Origin of the sequence: Vreelandella neptunia, assembly GCF_034479615.1 — a bacterium.
GTDB lineage: Bacteria > Pseudomonadota > Gammaproteobacteria > Pseudomonadales > Halomonadaceae > Vreelandella > Vreelandella neptunia.
In genome coordinates this window covers 4484462-4498482 of sequence record NZ_CP140255.1, presented here as the reverse complement: position 1 = coordinate 4498482, position 14021 = coordinate 4484462, and the positions used below count along the sequence as shown (strand labels likewise).

General features: G+C 55.4%; 13 protein-coding genes. 10 read left to right on the top strand and 3 right to left on the bottom strand.

Translation table 11 applies throughout. The features are described 5' to 3' along the window. Nucleotides 1–132 precede the first annotated feature (132 nt). The 5 genes from trhO to ybiO all read left to right on the top strand — a co-directional run bounded on the left by trhO (nt 133) and on the right by ybiO (nt 6029). The gene (gene trhO, locus SR894_RS20725; RefSeq protein WP_208862684.1) at nt 133–1095 is read left to right on the top strand and encodes an oxygen-dependent tRNA uridine(34) hydroxylase TrhO; all 963 of its coding nucleotides are present in this window, start codon (nt 133–135) and stop codon (nt 1093–1095) included. A gap of 98 nt (nt 1096–1193) precedes the next feature. Next, complete coding sequence (locus tag SR894_RS20720; RefSeq protein WP_133731851.1) at nt 1194–2000, top strand: enoyl-CoA hydratase; 807 nt, start codon at nt 1194–1196, stop codon at nt 1998–2000. 192 nt (nt 2001–2192) lie between these two features. After that, nucleotides 2193–3014, top strand: a complete 822-nt coding sequence (locus SR894_RS20715) for an IclR family transcriptional regulator domain-containing protein (protein ID WP_133731850.1) — start codon at nt 2193–2195, stop codon at nt 3012–3014. Between the two features lie 28 nt (nt 3015–3042). Next, entirely contained in the window at nt 3043–3474 is a 432-nt protein-coding gene (locus tag SR894_RS20710; protein ID WP_133731849.1) for a YqaA family protein, read from the top strand. A gap of 158 nt (nt 3475–3632) precedes the next feature. Beyond that, nucleotides 3633–6029 (top strand): mechanosensitive channel protein, encoded by a 2397-nt coding sequence (gene ybiO, locus SR894_RS20705; protein WP_133731848.1) that lies wholly within the window; start codon nt 3633–3635, stop codon nt 6027–6029. 110 nt (nt 6030–6139) lie between these two features. Here ybiO and SR894_RS20700 read toward each other — a convergent pair whose 3' ends face one another. Beyond that, the gene (locus SR894_RS20700) at nt 6140–6886 is read right to left on the bottom strand and encodes an SDR family NAD(P)-dependent oxidoreductase (protein WP_133731847.1); all 747 of its coding nucleotides are present in this window, start codon (nt 6884–6886) and stop codon (nt 6140–6142) included. Between the two features lie 166 nt (nt 6887–7052). Here SR894_RS20700 and folK point away from each other — a divergent pair, with 166 nt between their 5' ends. Further along, a complete protein-coding gene (folK, locus tag SR894_RS20695; protein ID WP_133731846.1) occupies nt 7053–7499 on the top strand; it encodes a 2-amino-4-hydroxy-6-hydroxymethyldihydropteridine diphosphokinase in 447 nt (148 codons plus the stop codon). A 74-nt stretch (nt 7500–7573) separates the two neighbouring features. Next, nucleotides 7574–8392 carry a flagellin N-terminal helical domain-containing protein gene (locus tag SR894_RS20690; RefSeq protein WP_133731845.1) on the top strand — a complete coding sequence of 273 codons (819 nt, stop codon included), beginning with the start codon at nt 7574–7576 and terminating at the stop codon, nt 8390–8392. Between the two features lie 36 nt (nt 8393–8428). On the opposite strand, the gene SR894_RS20685 is transcribed toward SR894_RS20690, so the two are convergent. Continuing rightward, nucleotides 8429–9982 (bottom strand): BCCT family transporter, encoded by a 1554-nt coding sequence (locus SR894_RS20685; RefSeq protein WP_133731844.1) that lies wholly within the window; start codon nt 9980–9982, stop codon nt 8429–8431. A gap of 371 nt (nt 9983–10353) precedes the next feature. Here SR894_RS20685 and SR894_RS20680 point away from each other — a divergent pair, with 371 nt between their 5' ends. The 3 genes from SR894_RS20680 to SR894_RS20670 all read left to right on the top strand — a co-directional run bounded on the left by SR894_RS20680 (nt 10354) and on the right by SR894_RS20670 (nt 13186). Beyond that, entirely contained in the window at nt 10354–11415 is a 1062-nt protein-coding gene (locus SR894_RS20680) for an ABC transporter substrate-binding protein (protein WP_244286543.1), read from the top strand. 2 nt (nt 11416–11417) lie between these two features. Next, complete coding sequence (locus tag SR894_RS20675) at nt 11418–12200, top strand: ABC transporter ATP-binding protein (RefSeq protein ID WP_133731843.1); 783 nt, start codon at nt 11418–11420, stop codon at nt 12198–12200. A gap of 215 nt (nt 12201–12415) precedes the next feature. Next, nucleotides 12416–13186, top strand: coding sequence for an ABC transporter permease (locus SR894_RS20670; protein WP_133731842.1), 771 nt, complete (start codon nt 12416–12418; stop codon nt 13184–13186). A 13-nt stretch (nt 13187–13199) separates the two neighbouring features. On the opposite strand, the gene SR894_RS20665 is transcribed toward SR894_RS20670, so the two are convergent. After that, nucleotides 13200–13970, bottom strand: a complete 771-nt coding sequence (locus tag SR894_RS20665) for a DUF481 domain-containing protein (protein WP_133731841.1) — start codon at nt 13968–13970, stop codon at nt 13200–13202. Nucleotides 13971–14021 lie beyond the last annotated feature (51 nt).

The following is a 14021-nucleotide window of genomic DNA, read 5'->3' as shown; positions in this document are numbered from 1 at the left end:
GAAGAGCCAGGGCAAGCCATTCTCGGGGCAGACATGGCGCTTTGCCCTCGGCTTTTGGCTAGCTTTCGAGTAAAATCCCCGCCTCTGTTAACCCGGTCCGCCCTTTGCGAGGGTGACTACCAGGAGCTTTGCATGTCTGTATCCAACACGGCCTCAACCCCAATGCCGCCCATTGTGGTCGCGGCGCTCTATAAGTTTGTCACCCTGAACGACTTCGAAGCGCTGCGCGAGCCGCTGCGCCAAACCATGCTCGATAACGACGTAAAGGGCACGCTGCTACTCGCCAAAGAGGGCATTAACGGCACGGTGGCGGGCAACCGTGAAGGTATTGACGCGCTGCTTACTTGGCTGACCGCTGATCCGCGCTTGGCTGATATTGATCACAAAGAGTCTTATTGCGACGAAACGCCGTTCTACCGCACCAAGGTCAAGCTCAAAAAAGAGATCGTCACCCTCGGCGTACCGGATATCGACCCTAACGACACCGTGGGCACCTACGTCGAGCCGGAAAACTGGAACGACATCATTGCCGACCCGGAAGTGCTGGTGATCGATACCCGCAATGATTACGAAGTGGCGATTGGCAGCTTCGAGCGGGCGATCGATCCTAAAACCACCACATTCCGAGAGTTTCCCGAGTACGTGCGCGAGCACTACGACCCGGAAAAACATAAAAAAGTAGCGATGTTCTGCACCGGTGGCATCCGCTGTGAAAAAGCCTCCAGCTTTATGCTGAAAGAGGGCTTTGAAGAGGTCTATCATCTGAAAGGTGGCGTGCTGAACTACCTGGAAAAAGTCCCGGAAGAGCAGTCGCTATGGAAAGGTGAGTGTTTTGTATTCGATAACCGCGTGACGGTGCGCCACGACTTAAGCAAAGGCGAATTCGAGCAGTGCCACGCCTGCCGCATGCCGATCTCCGCCGAGGATATGCAGTCTTCCGCTTATGAGCCGGGCATTAGCTGCCCACACTGCATTGATTCGTTGCCAGAGAAGACCCGCGCCGCCGCTCGCGAGCGCCAGCGCCAAATCGATCTAGCCAAACAGCGTGGCGAGCCGCACCCCTTAGGCCGCGATACCCGCCTGATGAAGAAATGAAGTAGCGCACAGCAGGTAAGATTTTTAAACAAGAAACGTACGTAAAGCTTGTGCGCTAGACTGATGGGCAAAGTGTTACTCAACCTCAGGAGTTCACCATGCCTATCCCCTCTGACGGTCTATCGTCAACGGCTTCCCCTCTGCAGCGCCTTGACCACCAGGGCATAACAACGCTGACGATGGGCACACCGGAGCGCTTTAATGCGCTCTCGGAAGCCATGCTGGAAGCGCTTCATGACGCGTTAGCCGATATTGCCGACGATAGCAGCGTACGCTGCGTGGTCATTGCCGCCGAAGGAAAAGCCTTCTGCGCTGGGCATGACCTGAAGCAGATGCGCGCCAACCCCGATAAAGCCTACTACCAAGCACTGTTTACCCGCTGTAGCGACGTCATGCAGGCCATTGTGCATTTGCCGGTGCCAGTGATTGCCAAAGTGCAGGGCATCGCCACCGCCGCGGGCTGCCAACTCGTCGCGAGCTGTGATCTGGCCGTCGCCGCGCGCAGCGCCCGCTTTGCCGTTTCCGGTATCAACGTTGGCCTGTTTTGCTCCACCCCGGCGGTAGCACTTTCCCGCAACGTTGCCCGTAAGCGTGCCATGGAGATGCTGCTTACCGGCGAATTTGTCAGTGCCGAGCAGGCCGCCGAGTGGGGCTTGATTAACCGCGTGGCAGAAGACGGTGCGCTGGATGAGGCAATTCAAGAGCTGACAGCCAGTATCTGCGCTAAAAGCGCCGTGGCGGTGCGCACCGGAAAAGCCATGTTTGCCCGCCAGCTTGCCATGCCGCTCGACGAAGCCTACGCCTTTGCCGGGGAAACCATGGCCTGCAATATGTTGGCCGAGGATGTAAGCGAGGGGATTGATGCGTTTATTGCCAAGCGGCCACCGCATTGGCGACATCGCTGACGTGCTACCGCTGACGCACCATCGCTGAATGAATGGAATTCGTTTCCGTAAACGCGACAATCGCCGTGCTGTCACGTTATCCTGACGCCCTTTATGTTTTCAGGGAAGGCGCCGTCAGAAAAGGCGCTGTTAGTACGTATTAGAAGCGCTTTTGGGAGCTTATTTTAGGAGCGCCTTTTTGGAGAGAGCCAGGTGAGTGAAGCCAAACGCAGGACGGTCGGACGTCCGGCGAGTACCGCCAAAGCTAGCGGAGGCCACAGCCAGTCGCTGGTGCGTGGCTTAACACTGTTGGAGTACCTTGCGGCCAGCCCGCTTGGGTTGGCCCTTTCAGAAGTGGCAGAGATGGCCGAATTGGCGCCTTCTACCACCCACCGTTTGCTGCAAGCCTTGCAGAGCCAGGGGTTTGTGACCCAGGAGAACGAGCAGGGGCTATGGCGAATCGATGTTAAAACCTTCCGTATCGGCAATAGCTTTCTAGAAGCCCGCGACGTAGTGGCCACAAGTCGGCCCTTTCTGCGCCGCTTAACCGCTGAAACCGGTGAAACGGCCAACTTAGGCATCCGTGATGGGGCCACGGCGGTGTTTCTAGCCCAGCACGAGTCACCGCAGATGATGCGCATGATCACCCGCTTAGGCTCCCGCGCGCCGCTGCATGCCTCTGGGGTAGGTAAAGCACTGCTGGCGTGGATGCCCGATGACGAACGTGCGCAACTGCTGGATGGTCGTGAGCTGGCAAGAGTGACCGCCAATACGCTCTATCAGCCCGATACTCTGGGTGTGGAAATAGAGCAGATTCGCGCTCAAGGCTTTGCCTGCGACCGGGAAGAGCATGCCGTTGGCCTACATTGCGTGGCTGCCTGTGTGTTTGATGAGCACGGCGTGCCGCTGGCAGCGATCTCGGTTTCAGGCCCGGTGGCGCGAATTCCGGAAGCCCGCTTACTAACCCTAGGGGCGCTAGTCCGCCAAACGGCCGATGAGATAACCCTACAGTTGGGTGGGCAGGTGCCGCGTTAACGTGGGTCGCTGAGGTTATGGTAAGCCTATGCTAAGCCTGTTTTTTGTTGCCCTGGTCAGCGCAACGCTGCTGCCCGGTGGGTCGGAAGTGTGGTTAGCGCGGCTGTGGTGTCTCGGTGAGCCTCCGTTAGGGCTGTGGTTAGTGGCCACGGCGGGTAACACCCTTGGCAGCATGATCAACGTAGTAATGGGCCGCTATGCACGTCAGTTTCAGGATCGCCGTTGGTTCCCCGCATCGCCACGTAGCTTGGCTCGCGCAGAAGGCTGGTATCACCGCTTTGGCGAGCTGAGCCTGTTGATTTCCTGGGCGCCGATTATTGGCGACCCCCTCACCGTGTTGGCCGGCGTGTTTCGGCTGCCCTGGTGGCGGGCACTGACCTGGATCGTGGTCGCTAAAGGCGCGCGTTACGCCGTGGTGTTACTGCTGGCACAGCAGTGGCTAGTCCCGCTATGCCAGTGAAACGCCTTATTAATCAAGTCATGTTACCCTGTACAACTTTTTAACAAGCTGTGCAGGCAGTGTAGAGTGTAAGCAACATAAGTTGCCTAACGTTAGCTTGCGTAAAACCAGGCAGCCGTTAGATTGAACACAACACTCACCCAAAAGGAGGTTTAGGTGTGAAGCCACTTCGTTTATTACCCTGGCTAGGTGTCTGGCTGTTGGCAATGGTTGCCATCATGGCCACGCCAGCAATGGCGCAGAGCACGTCAAGTGAGTCGGCCAGCGCCGATGCGGCATCCTCATCTGAGGCAGCGCCGACGTCCTACGAGGCGCTGGCAAACCTGCTGGAGGATGAGCAGTCGCGGCAAGAATTGATTGAAATGTTGCGTAATCAAGCCTCAGCGCTGCCCGAAGGTGTTGCTACAGAACTCTCCCCGGAAGCGGCTGCTCAAGGCAGTGAGATAGCACCGGAGGATGTTTCGCTGCCGCGCCAACTCGCTGAGCTCACCAGTCGTGTGGTCAGCGATGTGGGAGGCCAGTTCGAGCAAGTGGTAGGCATTGTTGGTGGGCTGTTGGCGGGTCAAGAGGGCGACAGTGTCTTTGATATGGGCGCGTTCACCAGTGCGGCGATTAATTTAGGCATGGTGATTGTCGCCACCTTTGCGCTGTTTATGATTGTTCGACGGTTAGCTAAGCCGCTGTTTACTAAAATCAGCGGCTGGTCGCTGAATGGCAACAATTTAACCCCCGTTTTACGTTTGGTTGTCTGCGTTGCAATTGCGGCGGTCATCGATGTGCTGCTTGTCGGCTTGGCCTATGTGGGTGGTAATCTGCTGGCCACCTTTGCGATTGGTGAAGCCGGGGAGCTTTCGACCCGTGCCTCTTTGTTTTTAAATGCGTTCTTGATTATTGAACTGCTCAAAGCCGGTGTGCGGATGCTGTTCTCTTCGCGCTACGAAGGGCTGCGCTTACTGCCTATTTCTGCTCAGGAAGCCTCCTACTGGAATCGCTGGCTAGCCCGTTTGATCGGCATGGTTGGTTACGGTCTGATGGTGGTAGTACCGCTGGTTAACTTCTACGTGGCGGCCTCGCTGGGGCAAGCGGTCGGCACGCTGATTATGCTGTTAGCATTTATCTACGCAGTGGTCGTAGTACTAAGAAACCGCACCCGCCTGCGCGACAACCTGAACGAGATGGCGGCAAAATCAACGCTGACTGCCAGCCGCGTCTCGCTGCAGCTATTTGCGCGTACCTGGCACCTGTTCGCGCTGCTCTATTTCTTGATCGTATTTGTGCTGACGTTAACGCGACCCGGCGATGCGCTGCCGTTTGTAATGTACGCCACTCTGAAGTCGCTGGCCGCTATTGTCGTTGGGCTCTTGGTGTCGTCTTTCCTCACCCAGACCATTGGCCGTCGGATTACTCTGTCGGACGATCTGCGGCGAAAACTACCGCTGCTTGAAAAGCGCTTGAACAGCTATGTACCCAATGCACTTCGCGTGCTGCGTACGATCATTCTGATCGTGGTCATCATGTTGGTGCTGAACGCCTGGGGCGCCTTTGATCTTGCTGCTTGGTATGCTTCTGAAGGCGGTGCCGTGCTGGTCGGCAATCTGACCAGCGTGGCGGTGATTTTGATCGTGGCGCTCGCCGTTTGGCTGGGGCTGGCGAGCCTTATTGAGCATAAGCTCAATCCGGAAACCGGCTACGGAGAGCCGTCGGCGCGGGCGAAAACCCTTCTCAGCCTATTTCGCAATGCCCTGGCGATCGCCATGGTGACGATAACCGGCATGATCGTGCTGTCGGAAATTGGCATCAATATCGGCCCGCTCATTGCCGGTGCCGGTGTGCTTGGTTTGGCGATTGGTTTTGGCGCCCAGAAGCTGGTGCAGGACGTTATCACCGGGGTGTTTATCCAGGTTGAAAATGCCATGAATACCGGGGATGTGGTAACGGTCGGTGGCGTGACGGGCACCGCCGAGCGGCTTAGTATCCGCTCTGTAGGGATTCGCGATTTGTCCGGGACTTATCACATCGTGCCGTTCTCCAGCGTGGATACCGTATCTAACTACATGCGCGAGTACGGCAACCATGTGGGCGAATACGGCATTGGCTATAACGAGAGCATTGACGAAGCCATTGAGCAGCTCAAACTGGCCTTTGAGGATCTCAAAGCCAGCGAAGAGTTCGGTACCAAGCTGCTGGCTGATCTCACCGTTGCGGGGGTTACCGCCCTGGCAGATAGCTCTGTGAACATCCGTGTGGTGATTAAAACCACGCCGGGTGATCAGTGGGCCGTCGGCCGCGCCTACAATCGTCTGGTTAAACTGCGCTTTGATGAGGCGGGTATCGAGATCCCCTTCCCGCACACCACGCTCTACTTTGGCGATAACAAAAACGGCAATCCACCGCCTGCCCATGTGCGGGTATTGGAGTCGACTGCTAAAGAGAAGAAGGTGGAGGAGTCAGCAGTTGCTACGCCAGCTGCTAAGAGCGACACTCCAGAAGGAGTGCAGCAAACCAACGAGCCTGATCATCTGAAACCCGACCACGATGATGTCGATGAAACCTAAACGGTGTTCATCTTAACCTTCAGCAGGGCCGCCTTCGGGCGGCCCTGCTGCGTTTGGAGCAGAAGCAATTTTAAGCCGAGTCATTAAGCAGAGTTCTTAAGCCTAGTTATTCAAGCAGAGTAATTTTCCGAGTGACGCCCCTCTAAATTGATTGACTCCCCGCCATCGACAAACAGAATCTGCCCCGCTACAAAGGGATTGTCCAACAAGTAGTGCAAAGCTTGTACAAGATGGTCGGGGTGACCCTGGCGCTTGAGCGGAATGCCTTCAATACGCCACTCGATATAGGCGCTAGTGCGCTGGGAAGCGGGCAGTACCACGCCGGGGGCGATGCCGTTAATGCGAATGCGCGGTGCGAACTCCAGAGCCGCCATACGAGTCATCTCCGCCAGGCTTTTTTTAGATAGCAGATACGCCGCGTAAGGGTATTGGTGGTAGGCCACTTTGTTATCGATGATATTAATCACCTGGCCCTCTTTCACCTCTTTGGCAAAGTGGCGTGTCAGCAGTAGTGGGGTAAACATATTGACCCTAAACTGCGTCTCCAGCATCGCCAGCTCGGTCGCCGCGATCAGCGCAGGTTCGTAGGCAGAGGCGCTGTTCAGCAGCAAATTAAGCCCAGGAAAACGGCTTTTTGCTGCCTGAATTAAATCTCGCGGTTCATCGCTTAAAAAATCGCAGTGAAATATTTCACACTCCCGTCCTTTTGTGCGAATGCTGTTGGCGACCTCTTCCGCCTCTTCGCGGGAGCGATTAACGTGTAGTGCAATATCGAAACCGGCATCAGCCAACGCTTCGGAGAAGAATCGGCCCAAGCGGGTAGCACCGCCGGTTACCAGAGCAGCTTGTTGGTGCATAAAGCGTTCCCTACAGTTTTATTGGTATAGGAGGACTTTCTGCGTGAGTGCAGCGTTTGTCAATAACTTATACAGAGCTTACACGAGGCGCTAGATTTGGAGGTGTTAAAAAAGTGCCCTACTCTAGGGTAGTTCTACAAGGCGTCACTTTGAACAGGATGTCGCTATGCCACCCATGTCTTTACCTTCCGAACATGCCGCTCAGCTTCATGAGTGTTTTATCTCACTGGGATCCAATATCGACCCTGACCACTATTTCGTTCAAGCACTTGAGATTATCAGCCGCGAGTGCGTGTTGTTGGCACGTTCAAAAGCTATTCGTACAGCGCCTGTGGGGTACCAGCATCAGCCCGATTTCTTGAACGCCGCACTGTTGGTGAACACGCCGCTTGAACGTGAAGCGTTTCGCAATTATCTCAAAGGGGTAGAAGATCGTCTGGGCCGTGTGCGAGGTGCAATTAAATCGGGCCCGCGGACTATGGATCTAGATATCGTGGCGTGGGATGGGGAGATCGTTGATGATGGCTACTTCCAGCACGACTACGTGAGAAAACCGATCGATGAAGTACTGATTAGCAGCGGCCGCACCCTGGAACCTTCAAAGCACTTATGATTTTTGTTTACAGGCCGATAATAACGCCATAGCCACCAGGTTTTAGGTGGGCTAACTTCCTCCGGAGGCGTGCGTTGCTCAGCCTAAATACCAATGTGATGTCGCTTATCGTGCAGAACAATCTGCGCGGCAGTCAGCAGGCCATGCAGACAGCCATGCAGCGTCTCTCTTCAGGGCTGCGTATTAATAGCGCCAAGGATGATGCCGCCGGTCAGGCGATTGCCAATCGTATGACCGCGCAAATCAAAGGCATGACCCAGGCGATCCGTAACACCAATGATGGCATTTCAATGGTGCAGACGGCGGAAGGCTCACTCAATCAGATTAACGACAACCTGCAGCGTATCCGTGAGCTGAGTGTACAAGCGGCTAACGGCACGAACTCTTCCGATGACCTTGTTTCTATCCAAGACGAAATCGATCAACGTTTAGAAGAGATTGAGCGCATCGCCGAGCAGAGTAATTTCAACGGCATTGGGCTGATTGATGAGTCAAAATCGTTAAATATTCAGGTGGGTGCTAACGATGGCAATGTCATTGCGGTGCGTTTTGAAGGGATGAGCTTGCTGGCGCTGGGCCTGGAGGGCTTTAGCGTTTTGGAAGGAAGCGCGACAGAGAGCCCGCTGGCGGCCATGGATGACGCTATCAAGCGCGTAGATCGTCAGCGCAGCTATATGGGCGCCGTGCAGAATCGCTTTGAAAGCGTGATTGATGGGCTTAATACCAACATTATCAACAGTTCCGCTGCCCGGTCGCGCATTCAGGATGCCGACTACGCTAAGGAAGTCTCCAATCTTATTCGTGCACAGATCCTGCAGCAGGTAGGCATCGCTATGTTAGCCCAGGCCAACCAGCAGCCGCAGATGATTCTGCGGCTTCTGGAAAGGTTATAAAATTGATAGGGCTTTCAATCAGACTGGACTGCTGAGCTAGTCAATAATCCCCTGTTCACGGGCCATGGCGTAGGCTGCCTGCGGACCATTCCAGAGTGACGGCATTAGTATCAACGAGACCGGAATCGCAGTAATCACAATGAACTGCTGTAGCGCGCCAATTTGACCTGCGCCCATATACAGCAGTACCGCAGCCATCAGCGCCATGGCGATTCCCCAAAACGCCCGCATGACCGGGCTGGGGTTATCATGGCCCGCGCCTACTACCGCAATGGCGTAGCTCATCGAGTCTCCGGTGGTGGCAACGAAAATGGTGGTCAGCATCAGGATCGCCAGTGCCATCCAGGTACCGCCGGGCAGTGCCTGGGCAACGGTTAAGGTAGCTACATCAAACTGGAAGTTGTTGAGCGCTTCGGTCAGGTCAATCACGCCGGTGAGCTGATAATAGATACCTGAGCCGCCGAGCAGGGTAAACCAAACGGTGGTGGCAATCGGCGCCAGGATCGCTACCGCGATGATCATTTCGCGGATGCTGCGACCGCGGGAAATACGTGCCACAAAAATAGCCATCAGTGGCGCGTAGCCAATAAACCAAGCAAAGAAAAATACTGTCCACCACTGCATCCACCATGCCGGAGCGGTCTCTGCGGTCATTGTGGCCATGGTAAAGAATTCGCTGATATACGCGCCCATACCTGAAACGTAGCTATTGACTAAAAACAGCGTCGGGCCAAAGACAATAATGACCGCACCAATGGCTAGCGCCAGTAGTACATTAAAGCGGCTAAGCAGTTGAATACCTTTGTGGACACCGCTCATGGAAGAGAGCACATAGATGCTGCCGAGCACGGCAAGAATGATCAACTGACCGGGATAACCTTCTGGTAAGCCAAACAGTTCGTGCAGGCCGAAGCTGACCTGGGTAGCCAGAAAGCCAATCGGGCCCACGGTGCCCGCAACTAAAGCAATCACGCAGCAGGCATCGACAATGCCACCAAGTGGGCCGCGCATTAGGCGCTCCCCTAGTACTGGGTAGAGCAGGGTACGCGGCTGAAGAGGTTGCCCCTTCACGTAATGGGCGTGGGCGAGAACCACTGCCGTTAACGATCCTAGTACTGCCCAAGCCATAAAGCCCCAGTGCATAAAGGACTGTCCCAGGGCGCCGGAAACGGCCTCAGCCGTGCCTGCTTCGCTCTCAAAGGCGGGAGGTGTTACCACAAAGTGGTATACCGGCTCGCCAGCTGCAAAGAACACCCCGCCGCCTGCCAGCAGAGTACACAGAATAATCGAAAGCCACTTAAACGTGCTCATTTCTGGTGCATCGAGATTGCCGATTTTCGCTTTAGCGGCGGGTGTCATAGCCAAGCCGATGGCGATGAAGAAGGTCAATAGGAGTAGCAGTTGAAAGTAGCTTCCTAATACTAACGCGGTCCAGGCGAAACCCGCGCTGATACTGTCAGCGACTAGCGTTAGGTCGTAAAGCGACAAAGCGAGAAAGGCGACGATGAAGCCAATACTGAATATCAGCACAATTGGATCGCCGAGCGAAAACCTTTGGGAGCCCTCTACGTTGGGGCTAGGCTGGGGCATGTCAAATACCTTATGGGGAGCGGGGGAAGTGGAGATAACAGCCTATCAAAGCGCGCCGTTAAGCTGTTTAACGGCGCATAGTCGTCAAGGTAGTTACTGATTGATGCTGGTGAAATAACGGATAAAAAAAAGCGCCATTCAAGGAATGGCGCAAGACAGGAAACTGAGCGTAGTATATCGACAATTTAGACCAACGTCTAATATGTTTTAACTTGGTGCATAGTCCAGGTGCAAATGCACTGTTTTGGCCATGCGGCGGTAGGTGGTGATACCTGGGTGGAAATATAACGGTTTGAAAATAAAGTAAAAATCCAATAATGGCAGTATTGCTGCAATGCTAAAGCATATTTTGTATACAAGGTATGCTCACGATGATGACCTCCACTTCGAAACGCCGTTTTTCTCCTGCGCGCCTGCTGACTGGCTGCGCGACAGCGTTGGTTTTATTTCCGGCTGTTAGCCATGCCAACGACACCCAAATACGTTTTCAGCTGGATTGGCGCTTTGAGGGCCCCTCCGCGCCGTTTTTAATGGCTGCTGAGAAAGGCTACTTCGCTGATGAAGGGCTGGACGTTCAGATCGATTCCGGCAGCGGCTCGGCGGGGGCGATTAACCGCGTGGCGTCTGGGGCCTACGAAATGGGCTTTGGCGATCTGAATGCGCTGGTCGAGTTTCTCGCTGAAAATCCCGATGGCCCTGGTATTCAGGGCGTCTATATCGTCTACGACGGCACACCCGCTGCAGTGTTTGCGCGTAAAGAGAGCGGTATAGAGAGCCCGGCTGACTTAGCCGGTAAAACCATCGCCGCCCCCGCCTTTGACACCGGTTACCGCGCCTGGGGCGTGTTTGCCGCCGCTAATGATCTGGAAGCCGACGCAGTTGAGTGGCAGAACGTCGACCCCACGCTGCGTGAAACGCTGCTCACCCGGGGCGATGTGGATGCCATCACCGGTTTTTACTTTACCAGCCTGCTCAACCTTGAAGAGCGGGGGATGAGTGAAGAGGAACTCACCATCATGCCGTTCCCCGAATACGGCGTGCCGCTTTATGGTAATGCGATCATCGCCAGTGAGGCCTTTGCAGAGGCTAATCCCGACGCCGTGCAGGGCTTTCTACGCGCCTTCAACCGCGCCTTGGGGGAGACCATTGCGGATCCTGATGGCGCCATTGAGTACGTCAAAAATCGCGATGGCCTGATTGATGTAGAGATGGAAACCCGGCGCCTGAAGCTTGCCTTGGAGAGCGTCGTCGATACCCCCGATGCCCGGGAGCACGGCGTGGGTGGTGTGGATGAAGCGCGTTTGGCTCAGGCCATTCAACTGGTCGCCGACGCCTATGACCTGCCCGCCGTGCCTTCGCCAGAGCAGGTGTTTAACTCAAGCTACTTACCTACTCAGGAAGAGCGCAGGCTGTTTTCGGCAGAGGGCGAATAAGCATGTCGGCAGCGTTCGTCACCTTCGATGACGTTAGCCTGGCCTACGATAAGTCGGGCAACGCCATTGAAGACATCAACCTGAGTATCCACGAAGGCGAGTTCGTCGCATTCGTGGGCCCCTCCGGCTGCGGTAAATCGACCTTTATGAAGCTCTGCACCGGTCTGCATGCGCCTACCACTGGTGCCGTGCGAGTGGATGGAGAGCCGGTTACAGGCCCACTGAAGATCTCCGGCATGGCGTTTCAAAATGCCAACCTGCTGCCCTGGCGCACCACCTTGGATAACGTCTTGCTGCCGCTGGAGATCGTCAAACCTTACCGCCAACAGTTTCGTAAGCGGCGCGAAGAGTTTGTCGGCTGGGCACGCAAGCTGCTCAAGACTGTAGGGCTTGAAGGCTACGAAGATCAGTACCCGTGGCAGCTTTCTGGTGGTATGCAGCAGCGGGCGTCGATCTGCCGGGCGCTGATTCACCAGCCGCGTTTACTAATGCTGGATGAACCCTTCGGTGCGCTGGATGCCTTTACCCGCGAAGAGCTGTGGTGCGTGCTGCGTGACCTGTGGGAGGCACAGCGTTTTACGGTAGTGCTGGTGACCCACGACCTACGCGAGGCGGCGTTTCTGGCCGATACCGTCTACATCATGAGCCGCCGCCCTGGCCGAGTGATTGAGCGCCGTCAAATAGAGCTGCCGCGACCCCGAGCACTGGAAACCACCTACCAAAAACCCTTTATTGATCTGGTTCAGGAGCTGCGGGCTCAAATTGGCGAAGTGCGCAGCACTTGATACCCGCACTTAATGTTTATTCATCAGCTTATGTGGAAGGCCGCTTCCAGCGGGCGAAGGGTGCCGCAGGCACCCCCGGCTATAAAGCTGGCAGCCTCAATGGTCGCGAGCTAAAGCTACCTCCCACCGAAGGCTGTTATCAGGCTGGCAAAGCCAATTGCACGCTTAGTTACAAGAAACCTACTTAATATCAGTACTAAATAAAAGGTACATTTATGGCACAGAATCCCCCGTTAATTGAACGACTGGCGCCGTGGATAGCGGTGGTGGCGCTGGTCATCATCTGGGAAGTCACGGTGCGGGTGTTTGACGTGCCCAGCTTTATCTTCCCAAGTGCCTTGGAAACTGCCCAGGCGCTGGTAACTTATTCCGGGCCTATCGCCATGCACTCCTGGCAAACCTTCTGGACAACGCTGATTGGCTTTGGTCTGGGCGTTGCCGTTGGGCTGGTGTTGGGGTTTATTATCGGCTCTTCACGCTTTCTGTATAACGCCTGCTACCCGCTGCTGGTGGGCTTTAACGCGATTCCCAAAGTGGCTTTTGTGCCCATTCTGGTCGTCTGGTTTGGGATTGGTTCGGTGCCGGCGATACTCACCGCCTTTTTAATCTGTTTCTTCCCCATCGTGGTGAACGTGGCTACCGGTTTAGCCACGCTGGAGCCCGAGATGGAAGACGTGCTGCGGGTACTGGGCGCGCGGCGTATGGACGTGCTGCTGAAAGTAGGTCTGCCGCGCTCGCTGCCGTATTTCTTTGCCTCACTGAAAGTCGCTATCACGTTGGCATTCGTGGGTACGGTGGTGTCAGAAACCGTCGCCTCCAATCAGGGCATTGGCTACCTAATGATGAGCGCCGGTTCACAAATGCGCATGGGGCTGGTCTTTGCCGGGCTGCTGGTGATCAGCGCCATGGCGATGGTGATGTACGAGCTATTTGCGCAGTTGGAAAAACGCATGACCGGGTGGGCACACCGAGGGCAGAATCGTTAAGCCAGTCTTGGACTTACCAACGGTAGAGCAAAGACGCACTGGTGGTCGTATCTGTGCGTACGTTGGTTTCATCAGGTGGCTGTGAGTTGTGCTTGATTTCGTGCGATAAGCGCAGCGATAACTTTGAGTTAAGCCTCGCTGTAAGCGCTGTCAGCGACCGAGAGGTGATGTTTTTATCGGTATACTCCACCGACATTTCCTGCTGAATATCAGCGTAGTCCGAGAACCACCAGCGATAGTCCAGCGCGGTGTAAGTCACCATTAAGCGTTCATCATCGTACTCGCGCAGCCGGTCATGACGATAACCCGGGCCCGCTTCCAGCGACAACGTATGGGTGCCGTTCTCCAGAATTTGGCGCCCGTAGCCACCAATCGCGGAGAGCTGCTGATCGTAACCGGCAAAGCGATCCTTTTCCCAGCGGGCAAAGCCAAACAGGTAGTGGGGGCCATCCAGCTCATAGCGTTCGCGTCCGGCGACTAGGTACTGCTCGGCGCTGGTTTCATTATCCTTGGTAACGTTTCTCACTTCACCTCGTAGCGAGTAGGTGAAGTTTCCGGTAAGCCACGTCAGCCGCGTTTTGCCAATCAACGTTTGGCTGTTGGTGTTGCCTGAAAGGCGGGTGAAGCCCAACTCAGCATCGCCGCTGAATACGGGGGCATCTTCCTGGGGAGGCGGTGGGGCGTAGAACGGGTAGGCATAAGCCGCGGTTAGCCATAGAGGCCAGCAGGCCAGCAAGAGTATCCATCTAACGATTGCCACTACATCCCTCCTTGGTTTCGGCATTAGGCCATTATATCAGCGAACGATGACTCAGGGGTGACGGCGATTAACGCC